The following is a 21235-nucleotide window of genomic DNA, read 5'->3' as shown; positions in this document are numbered from 1 at the left end:
CGGAAATTCATCGGCGCCCCTAAGTTCTAGCAATGACGGGCAGTCATCGGTGACGTCCCCCCCGAAATCAGTTGCACAATCGTTTCGCGAACCCGACATTCTGGGCGTGCCGTGCAGAGAGGGAACTAGCCATGCCACAACCGGAGCAGCTACCTGGGCCCAACGCCGATATCTGGAACTGGCAACTGCAAGGCCTGTGCCGCGGTGTCGATTCGTCGATGTTCTTCCATCCGGACGGCGAGCGCGGCCGCGCGCGCATGCAACGCGAACAGCGCGCCAAGGAGATGTGCCGGCAGTGCCCCGTGATCCAGGAGTGCCGCGCCCACGCGCTGGAAGTCGCTGAGCCGTACGGTGTTTGGGGCGGCCTGTCGGAATCCGAGCGCGACCTACTGCTGAAGGGCGACATCGGCCGCACTCGCGGTATCCGTCGCAGCGCCTGATCTCCCGCGTCTGCGATTGAACGGTTCGGCGCTGCGGCGCGTGTACTAGTCATGGACTGGGCGAACCGGCCGCGGTCCATAGTCGACGCGGTGTCGAGACGCGTTGCGCCGCGTCGGCCTAGATTCACGCGATCGTTCGCGGTGTCGGGGCCCGCGTCGAGTCGCGGTCGCGCAGGAGGGGCGCTGTGGCTAAGCGCTGGCACAATTTTGGAACTCGGGTCCGCAATGCCGGACTCGCCGTAAGGACAACGCTGGGACAGCAAGCGTGGCTGGATCGACCCAGCTACCGGCTCGAGCACGCTCTGATGTTCGCATTCGCGGCCACGGGCCGATACCGGGACCGCGTCAGCAACGCGCTGCATGGCACCTGGCTCGGTCATCCGCTTCATCCGGCGCTGACGTCCGTGCCGACGGGTGCGGTGGCGACGGCGGTCGCGATGGACGCGGCCAGCCTGCTCCCCGGACGCGCCACCGGCCTTCGTGACGCTGCACGGTTTGCGTTGGGTGTCGGAGTTGTCGGAAGCGTCGGCGCGGCCGCTACCGGTCTGACCGACTGGCAGCACACCCATGAGCAATCCCGTCGGATCGGTCTGGTGCACGGCGTGCTGAACGCGGTCGCAACGGGTCTGTACGCGGTGTCGTGGTGGCAGCGGCGCGACGGCCGTCATCTGCGGGGAATGGCGAGCAGCGCGCTGGGCTACGGCCTGACCCTTGGCAGCGGCTATCTGGGCGGCGATTTGGTTTTCGGGTCGGGCACCGGTGTGGATCGCTCTGGAGCTCGGCTGCGTGGGGACCGTTGGACGCCGGTGCTGTCGGTAGCGGCTTTGGATGGCCAGCCGCAGCGGGTCGAGGTGGCCGGTGTGGGCGTGGTCCTGTATCGCAACGGCGGCAAGGTCCTGGCGGTGGGTGCGCACTGCCCGCATCTGGGTGCGCCGATGCATGACGGCTGGATTGATCGCGATCGGATCGTGTGCCCCTGGCATGGTTCCCGGTTCGCGTGCGAATCAGGCGAGGTGATGCGGGGGCCGGCGACGGCGGCACTGCCGAGCTATCCGGTGCGGATCCGCGACGGACTCGTCGAGCTGCGGGGAGTGGCGATATGAATGCCTATGACGTGCTGTTCGAGCACCACAAGGTGTTGCGGGGACTGTGCGCGAAGACCACGGCGATACCGCCGGATACCGATGAGCGGCAAGAAGCCCTCGGTGAGCTGTTGATCGAGCTGGACATCCACATGCGCATCGAGGACGACCTGTTCTATCCGGCGGTACAGGCGGCGAGCAAGCTGGTCGCTATCGCTCATGCGGAGCACCGGCAGGTGTGGGATCAGCTGGCGATACTCCTTCGGACGCCGCCGAGCGCGCCGCAGTACGAGGACGAATGGCACTCGTTCGTCACGGTCCTGGACGCCCACGCCAGCGAAGAGGAGCGTGACTTGTGCCCGGCCCCAATCGATTTGAGCGAGAACATGCTCGACGCCCTGGGGGACCGGATGGTGGAGCGCATGACCCAATTGCGTCGATCGGCGATCAACAAGTTCCGCGTTCGCGTCCGCGCGGCCGTGCTGAGCTCACTGTGATCTATCGCCAACCCGGCGCCACAACTCGACGAGCGCCGCGGCGGCCGGTGAGAGCCGGCCGTCGGCGCGCCACGCCACACCGACGCGAACGCGCATTGGTGGACGGCTGATGCGGATCGGGCGCAGGTCGTCGCGGGTGCGCACGTAGGAATGCGGCAGCACCGCAACACCGAGCGACCGTGCGGCGAGATCACCGACCAGCACCGGGTTGCTGGCCTCCAGCGCAATGGTGGCCCGGATACCGGCGGCGGCGCACCCCTCGTCGAGGCCGGCCCGGATGCCCGCGCCGCGCGGCAGGCAGATCAGCGGATGCCCGGCGAGCGCTCGCAATGAGATCGACGTCCGTCGGGCGAGGGCGCCGCCCGGTGCGACGGCCGCCACCAACACGTCGTCGTTGATCACCTTTACCTCGATGCCGCGGCCGAGCGCCGACGCGAACCCGACGACGGCCAAGTCGATCGCGCCGTCACGAAGGCCGACGATCAGATCGGCCGACGGCGCCTCCACCAAGCTGATCTCGACGCCGGGATGCTCGTCGTGAAACACGGCAAGCGTGCCGGTGATGACGTCGGGCGGGCACGACGGCATCATTCCGACCGCGACGCGCCCGCGCAGCACCCCCCGCAGTTGCTCTGCGACAGCGGTGATTTCGTGAACGGCGGCCAGCGCGGCCCGCGCCGGCGGCAGCACCCTGGCGCCCGCGTCGGTCAGTCGCACCGAGCCACCCGAGCGGTCGAACAGCGCTTGGCCGAGCTCGGACTCCAGTCGGCGGATCTGCGCGCTGACCCCTGGCTGCGCGATATGCACGCGCGCGGCCGCCTTGGTGAAACTCGCCTCTTCGGCCACCGCCACGAGGTACTCGAGCTGATGCAGCTCCATAACTACTGATTATGCACCGGATCACGAACATATCTTCGACGTATGCCCGTCTCGCCGGGAGGATGAAGGCATGGAACCGACACAGATCGCACGAACATATTTCGACAGCTGGAAGCGCCAGGATTTCGACGGCCTCCGCGCGATCCTCGCCGACGACGTGACGTTCTCCGGGCCGATGGGCACCGCCAGCGGCGCCGACGACTACGTCACGCAACTCGCCGGCTTCGGCCAGATGCTCGACGACATCACCATCGAGAAGATGTTGGCCGACGACCGCGACGTGCTGACGTGGTTCAACCTGCATCCGAAGGGCGGCGACCCCGTCCCCGTCGTGAATTGGTGTCATGTGGAAGACGGGCTGGCCCAACGGGTGCGCGTGGTGTTCGACCCCCGGCCGCTGCTCTAGTGGGTTTGACCGCGGCTAATTCGGGTAGCTCCCGTGCATGAATACGGGCTTGAAAAGGGAAGTAGCCGTTGCGGCCGCGGTACTGGCCGCCACCGCGGCACCGGTGGGCGCATGCACGAACCAGCGCGGCAGCCAGCCCAACACGTCACCGCTCACCACGTCGCCGGCCGGCGCGGAGAGAATGGCCACGCAGTTGAAGAGCGCCGACGGGACGGTGGTCGCCAACGCCACCTTCGATTTCGCCGACGGCTACGCGACAGTGACCGTCGAGGCCGGCGCCAACCAGGTGCTGAGCCCGGGTTTCCACGGGCTGCAGATCCACTCGATCGGCAGATGCGACCCCGGGGACTTCAGTTCGGCCGGAGGCGTCTACCAGGCACCGGGTCACACCGGCTATCCCGCGAGCGGCGAGCTGACCGCGTTGCAGGTGCGCACCGACGGCTCGGCGAAACTCGTCACCACCACGAACTCGATCACCGCCGCGGACCTGCGAAACGGCTCGGGCAGCGCACTGGTCATCCACCAAGATCCGGATAACTTGAGCACCGGCTCCACCGGTGAATCGGGCAAGCGGGTGGCCTGTGGCGTGATTGCCGCGGCGGCCGCGACGACGACGTCGTCCACCACGGAGACAACGACCGCCACCACGATCACCACCACGACGGCCGTAGCGCCGCCGTCCACGAGCACGAGCACCAGCACCGTCACGGTCACCACCCCGCCGACCTTCACGTCGACGCCGACCATCACCGTGACGACTCCGCCGGTACTTCCTCGCGGTCGCTGAAGCCCCCAACGCACCGCTTCCGCGCGGCGACCGTGGGGGACGGTATGACGTGTGCCGGCGTGTGGCCCTCCTAGCCCCGAGGCGGCCCGGTGATTTCCAGGTGGTACTTGGCCGCAAGCGCGCCGACCCGCTCTATAAATGTGTCCGTATCGATTTCCTCATCACCGGCTACCTCGGTGAAGATCCGCTCGAAGCCTGGTGGCGAGACAATCACGAGCAGCTTTGCGTGGGTCGACCCGGCGTTCCAGAAGGTGTGCACCGTGCCGCGGGGGACGAGGACGAACGACCCTTGCGTGATGTGCTTGGTTTGGTCACCGACCTGAACGTTGACCTGACCATCCACGACATAGATCGCTTCTTCCTCGGCGTGGTGAATATGTTGCGGCGGCCCTTCACCGGTGAGCGTGGCTTCGATCAATGCATAGGCGCCAGCTGTATCCTCGCCGGCCGCCTTGTAGGTGTACGACTGACCCGGCAAGCGATCGGTCCGCCCCTCACCCGGACCCAAAACGAGGCTTCTCGATCCAAATGACACGATGCACCTCCCACCCGTGCCACCGAAAACCCGTCACTTGATTGTATTTGACTGGGAACCAGTGAGGGATAGACGATTTGGCTTCCCGGTGCCGTGCCCCAGAAACAAAGCACCCTCGGCGACAAACCGAGGGTGCTTCGTTAGAAGGTGCTTCTAGTGATGGTGATGACCGTGGCCGTGGTCGTCGTCCTCATCGGCGGGCTTGTCCACGACCGCGGTCTCGGTGGTGAGCACCATCCGGGCCACCGACCCCGCGTTCAGGACCGCCGAACGGGTGACCTTGACGGGATCGATCACGCCTTCGGCGACCAGGTCGCCGTAGTTCAGCGTGTCCGCGTTCAGTCCCTGCCCGGCGGGTAGCTCGCTGACCTTGTTGACCGCGACCGCGCCGTCCAGCCCCGCGTTGGTGGCGATCCAATACAGCGGCGCGGGAAGCGCTTCGGCGAACACGTCGACACCGAGGGCCTCGTCGCCGCTCAGCGACGCGCGCAGCTCCTGCAGCTTTTTGCCGGCCTGGATCAGGGCCGATCCCCCGCCGGCGACGATGCCCTCTTCGACCGCTGCCTTGGCGGCCGCGACGGCATCCTCGACGCTTTCCTTGCGCTCCTTGAGCGCGGTCTCGGTCGCGGCGCCCACCTTGATGACGGCCACCCCGCCCGCCAGCTTGGCCAGCCGCTCCTGCAACTTCTCGCGATCCCAGTCCGAGTCGCTCGCCTCGATCTCGGCGCGCAGCTGCTTGATGCGATTGGCCACCGCATCCGCGGAGCCGCCGCCCTCGACGATGATCGTGTCGTCCTTGCTGACCACCACGCGCCGCGCGGTGCCCAGCACCTCGGTGCCGACCTCGCGCAGCAGCAGGCCGGCGTCGGGATTGACGACCTGCCCGCCCGTCACGATCGCCAGGTCTTCCATGAAGGCCTTGCGGCGATCGCCGAAGAACGGCGACTTGACCGCGACGGCCTTGAGCGTCTTGCGGATGGAGTTGACCACCAGCGTGGCCAGGGCCTCGCCCTCGACGTCTTCGGCGATGATCAGCAGCGGCTTGCCGGCCTCGGCGACCTTCTCCAGCATGGGCAGCAGGTCGGGCAGCGAGCTGACCTTGTCCTGGTGCAGCAGGATCAGAGCGTCTTCGAGCACCGCCTCCTGGGAGTCGAAGTCGGTGACGAAGTACGCCGACAGGAATCCCTTGTCGAAGCCGACGCCCTCGGTGAAGTCCAGCTCGGTGCTGAGCGTCGAGGATTCCTCGACGCTGACCACGCCGTCGTGGCCCACCTTGCTCATGGCCTCGCCGACGAGTTCACCGATCTGCGCGTCGCGTGAGGAGACCGTCGCCACCTGCGCGATGCCTTCCTTGCCGGAGACCGGGGTGGCGGCGGCCAGAAGCGCCTCGGACACCGCGTCGGCCGCCTTGCCGATTCCGGCGCCGAGCGCGATCGGGTTGGCGCCGGCGGCGACCATGCGCAGGCCGCCCTTGACCAATGCCTGGGCCAACACGGTCGCGGTCGTCGTGCCGTCGCCGGCGACGTCGTTGGTCTTCGTGGCCACCGACTTCACCAGCTGGGCGCCCAGGTTCTCGAACGGGTCTTCCAGGTCGATCTCGCGCGCGACGGTGACGCCGTCGTTGGTGATCGCGGGCCCGCCAAATGCCTTGGCCAGCACCACATGCCGGCCACGTGGGCCCAGGGTCACGCGTACCGCGTCGGCGAGCTTGTCCACACCGGCCTCCATGGCGCGGCGGGCGGTTTCGTCGTACTCAATCAGCTTGCTCATCAAGGCTCCCCTTCGACGCGAGCCGCCCCGGAAATCACCCGTGGTTACAGGGATCGCCGGGGCGGAACACGGTTCTTTACTTGGATACGACGGCCAGCACGTCGCGTGCCGACAGGATGAGGTATTCCTCGCCGTTGTACTTGATCTCGGTGCCGCCGTACTTGCTGTAGATGACGGTGTCACCCTCCGACACGTCGACCGGGATCCGCTTGTCGCCGTCCTCGTCCCACCGGCCGGGGCCGACTGCGACGACGGTGCCTTCCTGCGGCTTCTCCTTGGCGGTGTCAGGAATGACCAGACCGGACGCGGTCGTGGTCTCGGCCTCGTTGGCCTGCACGAGAATCTTGTCCTCGAGTGGCTTGATGTTCACCTTCGCCACGATTGGAGCCCTCCACTATTTGGGTCGGGTCCGGGATGTGCCCGGACCGGAGTTGGCGGTCGGTCCGGGGCTTGCCCCGAACCGTCCGAATTGTCAGGTGTTTCGGCACCCGTCCGCACCCTCGCGCCGTCGTCGCGGGTGCCGACACGGGGGGTTGGCCGATTGCCACCTAGCACTCTATACATGAGAGTGCTAGCACTCAAGGCCGCACCGCTGCTTCCCGCGGGTTGGCGCCATGCAGTCAGTTGACCTGGCCTTTTACCACCGGCAGGCCCGGGTCGCTGGGCACGTCCAGCGGTGAGGGTGCCGCTCCGGCGGCCACCAGGTGCGCGGCGAACGCGGCGATCATCGCCCCGTTGTCGGTGCACAGTCGCGGTCTGGGGATCCGTAGCGTCAGGCCCGCCGCCGCGCAGCGCTGCGTGGCCAGCTCCCTCAGTCGGGAGTTGGCGGCCACTCCCCCGGCGATCAGCAGGGTCCCCACACCAAGCCCGGTCGCCGCCCGCATCGCCTTCATGGTCAGCACGTCGGCGACGGCTTCCTGAAAGCCGGCGGCGATGTCGGCCGTGGCGGCGTCGGGGTGGCTCTCCACGTATCGCGCGACGGCGGTCTTGAGCCCGGAGAAGCTGAACGCGTGCGGGTCGTCGGCCGGGCCGGTCATGCCGCGCGGGAACGTGATGGCCCCGCGGTCACCGGTGCGGGCCAGGTCGTCGAGCACCTTTCCGCCGGGGTAGCCCAGGCCCAGCAGGCGCGCGACCTTGTCGTAGGCCTCGCCCGCGGCGTCGTCGACGGTGCTGCCCAGCTCGACGATCGGCTCGCCGAGCGAACGCACGTGCAGCAGATGCGTGTGGCCACCGGACACCAGCAGCGCCACGCATTCGGGCAGCGGCCCGTGTTCGTATACGTCGGCGGCCAGGTGCCCGCCCAGGTGGTTGACGGCGTAGAACGGCACGTCCCATGCGGCCGAATACGCTTTGGCGGCAGCCACTCCCACCAACAGGGCACCGGCTAGGCCGGGCCCGATGGTGGCGGCGACGACGTCGGGTCGTTCCACGCCGGCCGCGGACAGCGCGCGACGCATGGCGGGACCCAGGGCTTCCAGGTGCGCGCGCGAGGCGATCTCGGGCACCACGCCACCGAACCGGACATGCTCGTCGACGCTGGATGCCACCTCGTCGGCCAGCAGTGTCACGGCGCCGCCAGCGTCCAGCCGCGCGATGCCGACTCCCGTTTCGTCGCAGGAGGTTTCGATCGCCAGGATGGTGGTCATTCGGCCTCCCTGCACATCGTGTACGCGTCGGCGCCGCTGACCCGGTAGTAGCGCCGACGCAGGCCGATCTGGTCAAAACCGGCGCTGCGGTACAGCGCGATGGCCGCCTCGTTGTCGGTGCGCACCTCCAGGTAGACCACACCGCCGTCGGCGAAATTCAGCAACTCGTCGAGCAGGCGGCGGCCGATGCCCCGTCCCTGGAATGCCGGGTCCACGCCGATCGTGTGCACCTCGTATTCGAACGGCGGTTTGCGGCCCAACCGGGAGATGCCCGCATAACCCACCACGCGGCCGGCGGCGCGCGCGGCCACGTAGTGGTTGTGCGAGCTGGCCAGTTCGCGGTTGAACGCCACCGCCGGCCACGGGTCGTCGCCGTCGAACAGCTGGGCCTCCAGCTGTGCGCAGCGCTCGGCGTCGGCGGGTGTCAACGCGCCGATGGTCACGGGCTCGCGGGGCGCGGTCACTAACGGGCCGCCAATGGCTTGGCATCGGGCCGGCGCAGATACAGCGCGACCAGCGGCGCGGGGTCGGCCGACCAGTCGGGCACCGCGGCGACCAGCCCGGCCGCCGTCGGATAGACCGGCTCGCAGGTCCGCAGGCCGAACCGGGCCGCGTGCTCGGGCGAACCCGCGACCGCCCGTGCCGGGCCGGGCTCGACGTCGGCCGGGGCGTTGACCGCCGGGCCGGCGGTACGCACCCCGTCGCGGTAGCGGGCCCAGTAGACCTCGCGGCGGCGGGCGTCGGTGACCACCAGCGTGTCGCCGGTGGTCCGCACCCCGATGGCGTCCAGGCTGCACACCCCGTGTACGGGGATGCCCAGCGCGTGCCCATATGCGGCGGCGGTCGCCATCCCGGCCCGCAGGCCGGTGAACGGGCCGGGACCGCAGCCCACCACGACGGCGTCGAGATCGGCCATCGTCAGCCCGGCCTGGCCCAGGGCGGCCAGCGCGTTGGGGGTGAGCCGTTCGGCGTGCGCGCGGGCGTCGACGGTGACCCGCTCGGCCAGGACGGCGTGATCGGACAGACGCACGACGCCGGCCGTGACCGCAGGCGTCGAAGTATCCAGGGCGAGAACAACATTCACGGGCGGTTCCACTCCCAGGTCGCGATCCGCGCGTCGGAATGGCTGACCCGCTCGAGGCGGACGTCCAGGTGTCGCTCGGAGAGGCGTTCGGCCAGGCCCTCGCCCCACTCCACGACGACGACAGCGTCGTCGAGCTCCGTATCGAGGTCCAGCGAGTCGAGCTCGCCGAGCAGGTCGGTCCCCCGGTGGTCCAGCAGCCGGTAGACGTCGACGTGAATCATCGCCGGCGCGCCGGGCCGTCGCGCCGGATGCACCCGCGCCAGCACGTACGTCGGTGAGGTGACCGGGCCGTCGACATCCATCGCCGCGGCAATACCCTTGGCCAGCACCGTCTTTCCGGCGCCGAGCGGACCGGAGAGCACCACCACGTCACCGGCACGCAGCTGCTGGCCCAGCCGGGAACCCAGCGCCACGGTGTCCTCGACGCGCTCACAGGTCGCGGTGCCCTGCTCAGGCATGACGCCGGAACCGTTCCCGCAAACGCCGGTAGCGCAGGACCACCTTGCTCGGTGTGGCGCGGTTGACCAGCCGGACCAGACCGTCGTTGATGGCTTCGTGTTTGTCCAGCAGGGCCAGGTGACTGGCCCCGGTCACGATGACCAGCTCGGACTGCGGCAGGGAGGCCGCCATCTTCCTGGAGTACTCGTCGGGGGTGATCAGGTCGTGGTCACCGCAGGCGATCAGCGTCGGAATGCGCAGCAACGTCCACAGCCCGGCGGTTTCGTCGTGCACTTCCAGTGCCCGCAAGAATCCCACCAGGGTGGCGATCGGCGTGCCGTTCATCATGCGCTGGGAGAAGGCGTCCAGGCTTCGGCTGACGTGCAGGTCGCTGTAGGACGCGGCCCGCAGCACCGGCGCGATCAGCGACCGCGACACGTTGCGGCCGCGGTGCGTCAGCTTAGGGGCGGAGCGGGCGGTGAACCGAAGCGCTTCCACCGCAGGGTTTTTCAGGACCTCCCCCAACGGCGAACGGGTAACGCCTTCGGCGGCAGAGGAAATCAACGCCGCGCCGACGATCATGCGCCCGTACTGTTCGGGGTACTGCCGGGCGTGCGACAACACCGTCATGCCGCCCATCGAATGGCCGACCAGCACGACGACCCCCTGCGGCGCGGCCTCGGTCAGCACGGCTTCCAGGTCCTGGCCCAGCTGGGTCAGTGTGTACGTCTCGGGCTCGGCTTCGCCGGAGAGCCCGTGCCCGCGCTGGTCGTAGAAGACCATCCGCACCCGCGGCCCCCATTTCTCGGCGAGCCGGGTGCGCTGGAAGTAGAAGGCGCCCATGCGCAGACAGAAGCCATGGGCGAAGACCATGGTCACGGGCGCGTCGACCGGGCCGACTTCGCGGACGGCCAGCGGCACGCCGTCGGCCGTGATCACCACGTAGCTGCGGTCGCTGTCTACTCTCTCGAAATCCTCGTCGGCGTAAGGGTCTTCGATATCCGTGGCCCGTTGGATCATCGAGCGGCGGGCGGAGGCCCCGACGATGGTGGCGACCGCAGTCAGCCCGGTGCCCCCCGCAAGCCAAGCCCTTTCCCGGTGGCGCCTGCGGGTTCTCTTATCGCTCAACGGTTCCGGCCTCGCGATAGGTCCTGGCGATGCGCCCGCGTGGGCTGGTGACCACTTCGTAGTGGATGGTGCCGAGTAGGTCGGCCCAGTCCTGGGCGGTGGGTTCGCCGCTGGTGCCGGGCCCGAACAGGATGGCCTCGTCGCCCTCGGCGACGTCGATCGGGCCGGGACCTAGGTCGACGAGGAATTGGTCCATGCAGATCCGCCCGACGCCGGGGCGTCGCCGCCCGTTGATCAACACGTCAAGCCGGCCGCCCAGCGATCGGAAAACACCGTCCGCGTAGCCGATCGGCATCAGTGCCACGGTGGTGTCTTGCTCGGCGATCCAGGTGTGTCCGTAGGACACGCCGTCGCCGGCGTTGATCGATTTCACCAGCGCGACAGCGCATTTCACCGTCATCGCGGGTATCAATCCCAGGTCGCCGAGCTGCGGCACGGGACTCAGGCCGTACACGGCGATGCCCGGGCGCACCATATCGAAGGCCAGGTCGGGACGGGCCATGGTTGCCGCCGAGTTCGCCAGGTGCGCAAGCTCGAAGGTCACCCCCGCCTGGTGCGCCTGCGCCAGCATGTCGCTGAGCCGTTGCGCCTGAACGTCGTTGATCGAATTGTCGGGCTGGTCGGCGTAGACCATGTGCGACATCAGCCCGCGCAGCCGGATGGCGTCCTCGGCGACGGCCTGGCGCAGCGCGGTCAGCATCGACGGGTATGAGGCGGGGGCGACGCCGTTACGGTTCAGTCCGGTGTCGACCTTGACGGTCACGGTCGCGGTGCGGCCAGTGCGGCGCACCGCGTCCAGCAGCTCGTCGAGCTGGCGGACCGAGGACACGGCGATCTCGATGTCGGCGAGCAGCGCGGGGCCGAAGTCGAGGCCGGGCGGGTGCAGCCAGGCCAGCACCGGCGCGGTGATCCCGTCGGCGCGCAGCGCCAGCGCCTCGTCGACGGTGGCGACACCCAGCTCGGCCGCCCCGGCGGCCAACGCGGCGCGGGCAACCCGGGTGGCCCCGTGGCCGTAACCGTCGGCCTTGACGACAGCCATCAGCCGCGCGGGACCGGCGTGCTCGCGCAGGACCCGCACGTTGTGCTCGATCGCGCCCAGGTCCACGACGGCCTCGGCGAGGACCCCAGGGCTCAGGGATATCGGCGTAACGGCCACGGCCGCCATTGTCCCAGAACCGGCTCCGCGCGCCGCCCGCGAGCGTCAGTGTGCGAAGTGCTGCGCCTCGTAGTGCCCGCCCGGCTTGAGCTTGTCGAGCGAGGCCAGCGCGGTGCGGGCGTCGTCGTGCAGCGCCCGTGCCAGGTCGGCGGAGAGGCCCTCGCGAACCACGATGCGCAGCACCGAGATGTCCGTCGCGTTCTCCGGCATGGTGTAGGCGGGCACCTGCCACCCGTAGCCGCGCAGCTCGTGGGAGACGTCGAACTCGGTGTAGCCCAGACCGCGAGCAAGCCGGAAGCTGACCACCGGGATCGCTGAGCCGTCCGAGATCAGCTCGCAGTGGTCTCCGACACGCAGTTGCTCACCCAGCCAGCGCGCGGTCGACGACAGCGTCTGCATGACCTGGGTGTAGCCCTCGCGGCCCAGCCGCAGAAAGTTGTAGTACTGGCCAACGACCTGGTTGCCGGGGCGGGAGAAGTTCAGGGTGAAGGTCGGCATGTCGCCACCCAGATAATTCACGTGGAACACCAGGTCCTCGGGCAGGTACTCCTTGCTCCGCCAGACCACGAACCCGACACCGGGGTAGGTCAGCCCGTACTTGTGGCCGCTGACGTTGATCGACACCACTCGGGGCAGCCGGAAATCCCACTTGAGCTCGGGATGCAGGAACGGCACCACAAAGCCGCCGCTGGCGGCGTCGACATGCACCGGAACATCCACGCCGCCTTCTGAAAGGGGCTTGCCGGCCAACTTGTCCAGCGCCGCGCAGATCTCGGCGATGGGCTCGAGTTCGCCGGTGTAGGTGGTGCCCAGGATCGCCACCACGCCGATGGTGTCCTCGTCGACGGCGTCGACGACCTGCTCGGGAGTGATGACGTAGCGCCCCTCCTCCATGGGCAGATAGCGGGGTTCGACGTCGAAGTAGCGGCAGAATTTCTCCCAGACCACTTGGACGTTGGAGCCCATCACCAGGTTGGGAGTGCGGCCCTCCCACCCCTTGCCGACCTTCTGCCGCCAGCGCCATTTCATGGCCAGGCCGCCCAGCATCACCGCCTCGCTGGAGCCGATGGTGGACACCCCGCAGGCGCTGCCCGGGTCGTCGTCGCTCAGGCCGTCGGCGTGGAACAGGTCGGCGACCATGCAGACGCAGCGCTGTTCGATGGCCGCGGTCGCGGGATATTCGTCCTTGTCGATCATGTTCTTGTCGAACGTCTCGGCCATCAGCTTGCCGGCCTCGGGGTCCATCCACGTGGTGACGAAGGTGGCCAGGTTCAGCCGCGAGCTGCCGTCGAGCATCAGCTCGTCGTGGATGAAGCGGTAGGCGGCCTCCGGGTCCATCGACTCCTCGGGCAACCGCAGCGCGGGCACGGGCGCGGTGAACAGGCGGCCGGTGTAGGCGGGGGCGATCGAGTGCGCGGGCACCGACGGGTGGCTGCCGGTCATGGCGAATCCTTTCGTTGTGCGGCTAGAGGGCGCCCAGGGCGGCCCGGATGTGCGGGACCATCCGCGACGACGACGTCGGCGCCTCGCCGGGTCCGGGGTCGGCGGCCGACAGCGCCGCCGCGCGGGCATGCACGAACGCCGCGGCCGCGGCCGCCTCACCGGCCGGCAGCCCGGAGGCCAGCAGCGCGCCGATCATCCCCGAGAGCACGTCGCCGGAGCCCGCCGTCGCCGCCCAGGACTGCCCGGCGGGATTGAGATAGACCGGGCCGCCGGGGTCGGCGACGACCGTGACGTTGCCCTTGAGCAGCACGGTGGCGCCGAAGGTGTCGGCCAGTTTGCGGGCGGCGCCCACGCGATCGTCGCCGGGCGGACTACCCGCGAGCCGCGCGAATTCGCCCGCGTGCGGGGTGAGCACGGTGGGCGCCGCGCGGTTGGCGACGAGATCGGGGTGGGCGGCCAGGATGGTCAGCCCGTCGGCGTCGACGATCACCGGCAGGTCGGTCTCCAGCGCGAACCACAGCGCCGCGGCCCCGGCGTCGTCGGTGCCCAGGCCCGGCCCGACCACCCACGACTGCACCCGCCCGGCGGCCGCCGGGGTGGGCGCCGCGATGACCTCCGGCCACCGCGCGAGCACCTCGGCGTGGGCACTACCGGCATAGCGGACCATGCCGGAGGTGGCGGCGACGGCGGCCCCGGTGCACAGCACCGCCGCGCCCGGGTAGGTCGACGAGCCGGCCATCACCCCCGTCACGCCTTGGGTGTACTTGTCGTCGTGCGGGCCGGGCACCGGCCACCGCGCGGCCACATCGGCGGCTTCGAAACTCAGCACTGATGTTTTTGAGGTCTCCGGCAGGTCGAGCCCGATGTCGACCAGCACGACGCGCCCGCAGTCGGCCAGCGCGTGCACCGGCTTGAGCCCCCCGAATGTGACCGTCAGCGCCGCGCGCACGGCGGGGCCGGTGATCGCCCCGGTCTCGACGTCGATCCCGCTGGGGGTGTCGACGGCGACGACGGGGATTCCCTCCGCGGCCGCGAACACCTCGGCCGCCGCAGGCCGCAGCGGGCCCGAGCCGGAGATGCCCACAACTCCGTCGATGATGAGATCGGTTGTGGCCGAGACCCTTTCGACGGCGCGTCCGCCAGCTTTCAGGAAGGCCGCCAGACCCTTGCGGTGGGTGCGATCCGGCTTGAGCAGCACCGCGTCGGCGCCCGCGCCGCGACGGCGCAGGAAAGTCGCCGCCCACAGCGCGTCGCCGCCGTTGTCGCCCGAGCCGACGACCGCGCACACCCGGCGGCCGGCGACCCCGCCGGTTCGGGCGGTCAGTTCCGCGATGATCTCGGTGGCCAGCCCGAAGGCGGCCCGTCTCATCAGGGCCCCGTCGGGCAGGCTGGCCAGCAGCGGCGCTTCGGCGTCGCGGATCGCGTCTACGGAGTAGTAATGCCGCATCGAAGCCAGCCTAGGTTTCCCCGGACCGGAAGCGGCGGAAAGCGGTTCCGAGTTTCGCCGGGTTCAGCGGCGGGCGCTTGCGCTCTCGCGCCATCGGGAAAAAGCACAGCCCGATCAGGATCGACGCGAAATGGCCGATCGCGGTGAAGTTCAGCGCGTGATGGTTCATCGTGAGCAGCGGAAAACCGAAGATGACGAACAGCACCCCGAGGTAGCCCCAGCGCCACGGCCGCGCAATGTGATAGGTCAGCACGGCCATCACGCCGACAAGGAAATAGCTGACGCCGATGTCGCGCGCGTGCACTAGCCGTTCCGGCGCTTCGTGTTCCTCGATCGCGTAGTAGAGGATGCCTTCGCTGATATAGGTGGCAAGGATGTGCGACGTCAATCCCACGGTGAGCCAGCGCAGCTGGCCCAGCCAGTGTTCGGCCGGCGCCAGGAACAGGGTGAACAGCAGCAGGAACGGCTCCAGGTTCTTGCCGTCGATCCACAGCAGGCTGGAGAACAACACACCCAGCGGGTTGGTGCCCAGCTCGTGGATGTTGGTGGAGCGGTGCAGCAGCACGGAGTGCAATTCGCGCCCGGGAAGTTGGTTTTGCACGATCGTCGTGATCAGCAGCACCAGCAGCCAGCTGTAGGTCAGGGGCGCCCCGATGATGAAGCGCCAGACCGCGAGCGCCATGCCGCGCAGTCGGGTCCCCACCGATGCATTGGCCACGGCTCAACTGTTGCACGTCGGCGACGCGGCCGGCGTCGCTGACTCGTCCGGCGGCGACTCCGCTGCTTCCCCGGCTGGTTTCTCGGGGGGTTTCTCGGCCGGCTTTGCAGGTTTGACGAAGTCGGGCGGCAAGTGCCGCCACCAGCAGGTGATGTACACCATCATCGAGAGCACCAGCACGACGACCACCCAGAGCACGACCCGGACGTCGATCCAGGAGCCGAACGGCGGCGCGTTGGGCAGCGCGTTGCGCAGCGGAACCACCGCGAAGAGCATCGCCGCATACCACGTCGTCATCGGCGGCTGGAATTGCCGTTTGTCGCGCGCCGTCAGAACCGCAACGACGAGGCCGAGGGCAGCCAGCCCGACGAGTACCCCGACGATGACGACGGCGAACGCCACGGTGCCCGCCGACCGCTGGAGCTTCACCTGGTAGGGCGCCAGGCCGTCGGCCGCGGCGGGGCGGGAATGTCGATCTGCCAGCCGGCCAGCCGGTCCACGAACCTCACCGCGGCCCGTTCGGGCCTTTGCTCGGGACCGCGGAAGAGCTCGACGGTGACCGGCCCCGAAACGTAGTGGTCGAACGGCCAGTTGGTCACGTCACCGCTGAGGGTGAGCGGAACCGGAAACGTGCCGGGCAGCACGTCTTTCGACCACGTGCGCTTGGTGGGCGTTGCCGTGGAGGTGACCACCACGCTGAGGTCTTCGGTGAGCCCGTGCGTGCGCGGATCCAGCAGCGCGGGTCCGGGCGCGATCGACATGTTGGTCATCAGCACGGTGTTGCTCTGCGCGACGTCCTGCAGGTCGATCGTCACCGTGGTGCCGTCGGAGGTCGGCTGCGCTCGAGTCAGGTCATGCGGGCCCTTACCGGCGCTGCCGTACAACGTGGTCGACGCAATGTAGGCCGCGATGAAGAGCAGCAGGCCGGCGATGCCCAATTTCATCAGCGACGACTCCCCCCAGGTTTCAGAAACTGCTTGCCCGCATGGGGAAATCTAGTTCAACGACTATTCGACGGTGACGGATTTGGCGAGGTTTCGGGGCTTGTCCACGTCGTAACCGCGGGCCTGCGCCACCGACGCCGCGAACACCTGTAGCGGGATAGTCGACAGCAGCGGCTGCAAAAGGGTTGACACCGAGGGGATTTCGAACAAGTGATCGGCGTACGGCCGCACGGTGTCGTCGCCCTCTTCGGCGATCACGATCGTCACCGCGCCGCGGGACTGGATCTCGCGGATGTTGGACAGCAGCTTGGCGTGCAGCGTGGCCGACCCCTTCGGCGAGGGCATGACGACGATGACGGGCAGGTCGTCCTCGATCAACGCGATCGGGCCGTGCTTGAGTTCGCCGGCCGCGAAACCCTCGGCGTGCATGTAGGCCAGCTCTTTGAGCTTCAGCGCGCCTTCCAGCGCCACCGGATAGCCGACGTGGCGACCCAGGAAGAGGATGGTCGAGGATTGGGCGAACCGATGGGCAAGGGCGGCCACGGGTTCGACCGTCGCGAGCACCCGCGCCACCAGGTCCGGCATCGCCTCGAGCTCGCGATACTCGCCTTCGACCTCGTCGGGATACTTGGTGCCGCGGGCCTGCGCCAGCGCCAGGCCGACGAGATAGTTGGCGGCTATCTGCGCCAGGAATGTCTTGGTCGAGGCGACGCCGATCTCCGGGCCGGCGCGGGTGTAGAGCACCGCGTCGCACTCGCGCGGGATCTGCGAGCCGTTGGTGTTACAGATCGCCAGCACCTTGGCCTTCTGATCCTTGGCGTGCCGGACCGCTTCCAGGGTGTCCGCGGTCTCGCCCGACTGCGAGATGGCGACCACCAGCGTGCTGCGGTCCAAAACCGGGTCCCGGTAACGAAATTCGCTGGCGAGTTCCACTTCCACGGGCAGCCGCGTCCAGTGCTCGATCGCGTATTTCGCCAGCAGGCCCGAGTGATACGCGGTACCGCAGGCGACCACGAATACCTTGTCGATCTCGCGCAGTTCCTGGTCGGACAGTCGCTGCTCGTCGAGCACGATCCGGCCGTTGACGAAATGGCCGAGCAGGGTGTCGGCCACCGCGGTGGGCTGCTCAGCGATCTCCTTGAGCATGAAGAACTCGTAGCCGCCCTTCTCGGCGGCGGACAGGTCCCAGTCGATGTAGAACTCGCGGTATTCCACGTCTTCGTTGCCGTGGAAGTCGGTGATGCGGTAGCCGTCGGCGGTGAGCACCACGGCCTGGTCCTGGCCGAGTTCGACGGCGTTGCGGGTGTAGGTGATGAACGCGGCCACGTCTGAGCCGACGAACATCTCGCCGTCCCCGACGCCCAGCACCAGCGGCGTCGACCGGCGGGCGGCGACGATCGTGTCGGGTTCGTCGGCGTTGGCGAACACCAGGGTGAAGTGGCCCTCCAGTCGGCGCAGCACTGCGAGCACCGAGGCCACGAAATCACCGGCCGTTTCGCCATGGCGGTAGGCGTGCGAAACCAGGTGCACCGCGACTTCGGTGTCGGTGTCGCTGGAAAACTCGACGCCGTCGGCCTCCAGTTCGTGGCGCAGGGCGGCGTAGTTCTCGATGATGCCGTTGTGGACGACGGCGATCTTGCCGGCGGCGTCGCGGTGCGGGTGCGCGTTGCGGTCGGTGGGCCGGCCGTGGGTCGCCCAGCGGGTGTGGCCCAGTCCGGTGGTTCCGGTCAGCGCGTCCGGCGGCATCTCGGCCGTCGTCTTGTCCAAGTTGGCCAGGCGGCCGGCGCGGCGTCGCACGGTGAGTTTGCCCTTGCCGTCCAGCAGCGCGATTCCCGACGAGTCGTAGCCGCGGTACTCCATCCGGCGCAGCGCGTCCATGACGACATCGAAGGCAGGGCGCTGCCCGACGTAGCCGACAATTCCGCACATCCTGCACAGGGTAGTGGAGCCGCCCTGGCGGTCCCAGCAGCACGGACTTGCGGCGCGCTGACCTGCGTAAATGCGGTAGGGGGGTGGCCGCGCCGGGCGCGGTTGCCGGCGAAGCGCACTCCGCGGGCGGCGGCGGCCGCTACTTTTCGGTTGAAATCATATTCCTAAACAATGCGTGTTTGTCACCTAATGTATTTCTGACGTTTTCTATACTTTCATTGCTCCACCGCGACGCGCACTTAAACTTCGGAATATCGGCTAGTGAAAGGAACGTCACTACGACGAACAATGTTGCAGCACAACAGTTGTGCTGCAGCACGGCTTCCCCGCCCAATCGATCAGTTGCTCTTTACCGGCTCTTCAAGTCGACATCAATGCCGATATTCGCCAATTTGTCTCGGAATTCCCCACGCAATCTTTAGGAGCGGATCATGACCGCTGTTCCGTACGACGAGGTGGTGGCGAGGCCTCGGCCGCCGACCGGTCGGGGTGACCCGGTGCTGGACGCGGCGGCTCGTTTGCTGAGCGTTCCGCTGCGCCAGGTGTACGCGGCGCTCTGGCGGCTCGGGCTGATCGAGGTGCGCTAACGTCGACGCGTGGCCCGAACCCGCAAGCTCGTCAAAGCTCTCGGCCGGCGCGGCCCACACCGGGTTTTGCGCGGTGAACTGGCCTTTGCCGGTTTGCCGGGGGTGGTCTACACCCCGGAAGCCGGATTGAACCTGCCCGGTGTCGCGTTCGGTCACACGTGGCTGGCCGGTGCCGCCCGCTATTCGGGTTTGTTGGAGCACCTGGCGTCGTGGGGCATCGTGGCCGCCGCCCCCGACACCGAACGCGGCCTGGCGCCCTCGGTGCTCAACCTGGCCTTCGATCTCGGCACGGCCCTCGACATCGTGGCCGGAGTGCGGCTCGGGCCGGGCAAGATCAGCGTGCACCCCGCCAAGCTCGGTGTGGTGGGCCACGGTTTCGGCGGCTCGGCCGCGGTCTTCGCGGCGGCCGGCATGCCGGCCAAGCCTGCGGCCGTGGCGGCGCTGTTCCCGACCGTCACCAGTCCCCCGGCCGAGCAGCCGGCCGCGACGCTAGCGGTCCCGGGTTTGATCCTGACCGCGCCCGGAGACCCAAAGACATTGAACTCCAACGCCTTGGCGCTTTCCCGGGCGTGGAGTGCGGCCACGCTGCGCATCGTCAGCAAGGCCCAACCCGGTGGCCTGGTCGAGGGCCGGCGGCTGACGAAAGCGGTCGGGCTGCCCGGCGCGCATCGCGGCACGCAGCGATCGGTTCGGGCGCTGCTGACCGGGTACCTGCTCGCCACGCTGGCTGGCGACAAGACCTATCGCGCCTTCGCCGACCCGGACGCGCACCTGCCCAAGACGGTCCCGGTGGATCCCGATGCCGAGCCGGTCACGCCCGAAGAAAAGATCGTCGCGCTGCTGAAGTGATTGCGCTCACGCCGAATGGGTAATCGCGCGCAATGGCTACCGTCGAAGCGCTGTACGACCGCTGGATCACCGGCCTGTGGGCGGGCCAATCGATCGCTGCCGAGCTCGTCACCGAGGACTTCGTAGGCCATTGGCCCGACCGCGACGTACACGGCCCGGACGAGCTTCAGCAGATCGTCGAGCAGACCCGAAACATGCTGGACGACTTGGATTTTTCTGTTGAAATCGGCCCGTTTTCCGACGGCGCATTCGTCGCCGGCCGCTGGGTCGGTACGGGTCGCGGCCCGGACGGCCCGGTCTCGTTCACCGGCAATGACATCCTCCGGCTCACGGGCGACGGTCAGCGGTTCGCCGAATACTGGACGGGCACGTCGGCAGGCTGAGGTCCACGCCGAGCGAATTTCACGTCGTGATATGCATCGTTGATGCGAATCGGGATCGCTCTGGATTATTCGGGCGGCTTTAAAGAGGCCGTCGACCGCGTCGTCGAACTGGAAAAGCAAGGCATCGACATCGCGGTGGTGGCCGAGGCGTATTCCTACGACGCCATCAGCCAACTCGGGTATCTGGCCGCCAAGACCAACACCGTCGAATTGGCCACGGGCGTGGTTCCCATCTACATCCGCACGCCGTCGCTGCTGGCCATGACCGCCGCGGGCCTGGACTTCGTGTCCGACGGCCGGTTCCGTCTCGGCATCGGCACGTCGGGGCCTCAGGTGATGGAGGGGTTCCACGGCGTCCCGTTCGACGCCCCGCTGGGCCGCACCCGCGAGGTCGTCGAGATCTGCCGGAAGGTGTGGCGCCGCGAGCGGGTGCAATACGACGGCAAGTACTACCAGCTGCCGCTGCCCGCGGATCGCGGAACGGGGTTGGGCAAACCCTTGCAGCTGATCAATCATCCTGTGCGCGAACGCATTCCGATAACGATCGCGGCGCTGGGACCGAAGAACGTCGAGCTGACCGCCGAGATCGCCGAGGGCTGGCAGCCGGTGTTCTATCTTCCGGAGAAGGCCGACTCGGTGTGGGGTAAGGCGCTGAAAGCCGGTGCCGCAAAACGGGATCCGGCGCTGGGACCCTTGGACGTCATGGTACACGCGTCATTGGCCATCGGCGAGAACGTAGAGGATCGGCTGGCGTGGGCCAGGCCGCAGCTGGCCCTCTATCTCGGCGGAATGGGTGCCAAGGGCCGCAACTTCTACCACAACCTCGCGACGCGCTACGGGTACGGCGAGGTCGCGGACAAGATCCAAGAGCTATATCTGTCCGGCCGCAAGCGTGAGGCGATCGACTTGGTGCCCGACGAATTGGTGCGCGGGATGTCACTCGTCGGACCGCGCGGCTTCATCGCCGAGCGCCTGGCCGCCTTCGCCGAGTCCGGCGTCACGACGCTGTTGGTAAGCCCGATGGCAACCGACGCCGAAGAGTCCGTGCGCTTCGTCGAGGAAGCGCTCCAACTGCGACCCGCCTGAG

The 21235-nt window shown here is 68.3% G+C and carries 23 protein-coding genes and 1 pseudogene; 9 read left to right on the top strand and 15 right to left on the bottom strand.

All coding sequences use genetic code 11. The features are described 5' to 3' along the window. Positions 1-131: 131 nt before the first annotated feature. From A5747_RS17400 to A5747_RS17390, 3 genes are all read left to right on the top strand, one after another. Positions 132-440, top strand: coding sequence for a WhiB family transcriptional regulator (locus A5747_RS17400; RefSeq protein ID WP_076061695.1), 309 nt, complete (start codon positions 132-134; stop codon positions 438-440). 305 nt (positions 441-745) lie between these two features. Beyond that, entirely contained in the window at positions 746-1543 is a 798-nt protein-coding gene (locus tag A5747_RS17395; RefSeq protein WP_083667716.1) for a Rieske 2Fe-2S domain-containing protein, read from the top strand. Then, positions 1540-2019 carry a hemerythrin domain-containing protein gene (locus A5747_RS17390; protein WP_076126409.1) on the top strand — a complete coding sequence of 160 codons (480 nt, stop codon included), beginning with the start codon at positions 1540-1542 and terminating at the stop codon, positions 2017-2019. Before A5747_RS17395 ends, A5747_RS17390 begins: the two co-directional genes overlap by 4 nt. Here A5747_RS17390 and A5747_RS17385 read toward each other — a convergent pair. Then, complete coding sequence (locus A5747_RS17385) at positions 2011-2898, bottom strand: LysR family transcriptional regulator (protein WP_076126406.1); 888 nt, start codon at positions 2896-2898, stop codon at positions 2011-2013. The two genes, A5747_RS17390 and A5747_RS17385, sit on opposite strands and share 9 nt — an antisense overlap. A gap of 70 nt (positions 2899-2968) precedes the next feature. On the opposite strand from A5747_RS17385, the gene A5747_RS17380 reads away from it, so the two are divergent. Both A5747_RS17380 and A5747_RS17375 read left to right on the top strand, forming a co-directional pair. Then, entirely contained in the window at positions 2969-3304 is a 336-nt protein-coding gene (locus A5747_RS17380) for a nuclear transport factor 2 family protein (RefSeq protein ID WP_076126403.1), read from the top strand. A gap of 49 nt (positions 3305-3353) precedes the next feature. Continuing rightward, positions 3354-4091 carry a superoxide dismutase family protein gene (locus A5747_RS17375; protein WP_076126528.1) on the top strand — a complete coding sequence of 246 codons (738 nt, stop codon included), beginning with the start codon at positions 3354-3356 and terminating at the stop codon, positions 4089-4091. 70 nt (positions 4092-4161) lie between these two features. Here A5747_RS17375 and A5747_RS17370 read toward each other — a convergent pair whose 3' ends face one another. From A5747_RS17370 to glmS, 14 genes and pseudogenes are all read right to left on the bottom strand, one after another. Continuing rightward, on the bottom strand, positions 4162-4626 hold the full coding sequence (locus tag A5747_RS17370; RefSeq protein ID WP_076126400.1) for a cupin domain-containing protein: 465 nt from the start codon (positions 4624-4626) through the stop codon (positions 4162-4164). Positions 4627-4779: 153 nt separating this feature from the next. Further along, positions 4780-6396 (bottom strand): chaperonin GroEL, encoded by a 1617-nt coding sequence (gene groL, locus A5747_RS17365; protein ID WP_076126397.1) that lies wholly within the window; start codon positions 6394-6396, stop codon positions 4780-4782. 76 nt (positions 6397-6472) lie between these two features. Beyond that, on the bottom strand, positions 6473-6775 hold the full coding sequence (gene groES / locus A5747_RS17360; RefSeq protein WP_076061676.1) for a co-chaperone GroES: 303 nt from the start codon (positions 6773-6775) through the stop codon (positions 6473-6475). A 241-nt stretch (positions 6776-7016) separates the two neighbouring features. Next, a complete protein-coding gene (gene tsaD, locus A5747_RS17355; RefSeq protein WP_076126394.1) occupies positions 7017-8042 on the bottom strand; it encodes a tRNA (adenosine(37)-N6)-threonylcarbamoyltransferase complex transferase subunit TsaD in 1026 nt (341 codons plus the stop codon). Further along, positions 8039-8506 (bottom strand): ribosomal protein S18-alanine N-acetyltransferase, encoded by a 468-nt coding sequence (rimI, locus tag A5747_RS17350; RefSeq protein ID WP_076126391.1) that lies wholly within the window; start codon positions 8504-8506, stop codon positions 8039-8041. The genes tsaD and rimI overlap by 4 nt, the downstream gene beginning before the upstream one ends. Then, entirely contained in the window at positions 8506-9126 is a 621-nt protein-coding gene (gene tsaB, locus A5747_RS17345) for a tRNA (adenosine(37)-N6)-threonylcarbamoyltransferase complex dimerization subunit type 1 TsaB (RefSeq protein ID WP_076126526.1), read from the bottom strand. Before tsaB ends, rimI begins: the two co-directional genes overlap by 1 nt. Continuing rightward, positions 9123-9584: a tRNA (adenosine(37)-N6)-threonylcarbamoyltransferase complex ATPase subunit type 1 TsaE gene (gene tsaE, locus A5747_RS17340; RefSeq protein WP_076126388.1), complete on the bottom strand. Its 462-nt coding sequence runs from the start codon at positions 9582-9584 to the stop codon at positions 9123-9125. The genes tsaB and tsaE overlap by 4 nt, the downstream gene beginning before the upstream one ends. Further along, complete coding sequence (locus tag A5747_RS17335) at positions 9577-10629, bottom strand: alpha/beta fold hydrolase (RefSeq protein ID WP_198938214.1); 1053 nt, start codon at positions 10627-10629, stop codon at positions 9577-9579. The genes tsaE and A5747_RS17335 overlap by 8 nt, the downstream gene beginning before the upstream one ends. Before the next feature lie 52 nt (positions 10630-10681). Further along, a complete protein-coding gene (gene alr / locus A5747_RS17330; RefSeq protein ID WP_198938212.1) occupies positions 10682-11848 on the bottom strand; it encodes an alanine racemase in 1167 nt (388 codons plus the stop codon). A gap of 45 nt (positions 11849-11893) precedes the next feature. Beyond that, a complete protein-coding gene (locus A5747_RS17325; protein WP_076126382.1) occupies positions 11894-13291 on the bottom strand; it encodes a glutamate decarboxylase in 1398 nt (465 codons plus the stop codon). A 22-nt stretch (positions 13292-13313) separates the two neighbouring features. Continuing rightward, positions 13314-14738: a bifunctional ADP-dependent NAD(P)H-hydrate dehydratase/NAD(P)H-hydrate epimerase gene (locus A5747_RS17320; RefSeq protein ID WP_076126380.1), complete on the bottom strand. Its 1425-nt coding sequence runs from the start codon at positions 14736-14738 to the stop codon at positions 13314-13316. Between the two features lie 10 nt (positions 14739-14748). Beyond that, positions 14749-15429, bottom strand: coding sequence for a rhomboid-like protein (locus tag A5747_RS17315; protein WP_369805126.1), 681 nt, complete (start codon positions 15427-15429; stop codon positions 14749-14751). 30 nt (positions 15430-15459) lie between these two features. Beyond that, positions 15460-16400: pseudogene (locus A5747_RS24645) on the bottom strand (DUF4436 domain-containing protein). Positions 16401-16463: 63 nt separating this feature from the next. Next, complete coding sequence (glmS, locus tag A5747_RS17300) at positions 16464-18329, bottom strand: glutamine--fructose-6-phosphate transaminase (isomerizing) (protein ID WP_076126371.1); 1866 nt, start codon at positions 18327-18329, stop codon at positions 16464-16466. 431 nt (positions 18330-18760) lie between these two features. Between glmS and A5747_RS25120 the strand changes: the two genes are divergently transcribed. The 4 genes from A5747_RS25120 to A5747_RS17285 are packed head-to-tail and all read left to right on the top strand — an operon-like array spanning position 18761 to position 21234. Further along, positions 18761-18916 (top strand): Rv1535 family protein, encoded by a 156-nt coding sequence (locus A5747_RS25120; protein ID WP_158070280.1) that lies wholly within the window; start codon positions 18761-18763, stop codon positions 18914-18916. Positions 18917-18925: 9 nt separating this feature from the next. Beyond that, positions 18926-19765 carry a dienelactone hydrolase family protein gene (locus A5747_RS17295; RefSeq protein WP_076126369.1) on the top strand — a complete coding sequence of 280 codons (840 nt, stop codon included), beginning with the start codon at positions 18926-18928 and terminating at the stop codon, positions 19763-19765. A gap of 32 nt (positions 19766-19797) precedes the next feature. Continuing rightward, positions 19798-20148, top strand: a complete 351-nt coding sequence (locus A5747_RS17290) for a nuclear transport factor 2 family protein (RefSeq protein ID WP_076126367.1) — start codon at positions 19798-19800, stop codon at positions 20146-20148. Positions 20149-20190: 42 nt separating this feature from the next. Then, positions 20191-21234, top strand: a complete 1044-nt coding sequence (locus A5747_RS17285; RefSeq protein WP_076126365.1) for an LLM class F420-dependent oxidoreductase — start codon at positions 20191-20193, stop codon at positions 21232-21234. Position 21235: the final 1 nt, after the last annotated feature.

Origin of the sequence: Mycobacterium sp. IS-836 (assembly GCF_001954275.1) — a bacterium.
Classification (GTDB): domain Bacteria; phylum Actinomycetota; class Actinomycetes; order Mycobacteriales; family Mycobacteriaceae; genus Mycobacterium.
The sequence above is the reverse complement of the archived record's forward strand: the minus strand, read 5'-3'. Positions and strand labels throughout refer to the sequence as shown.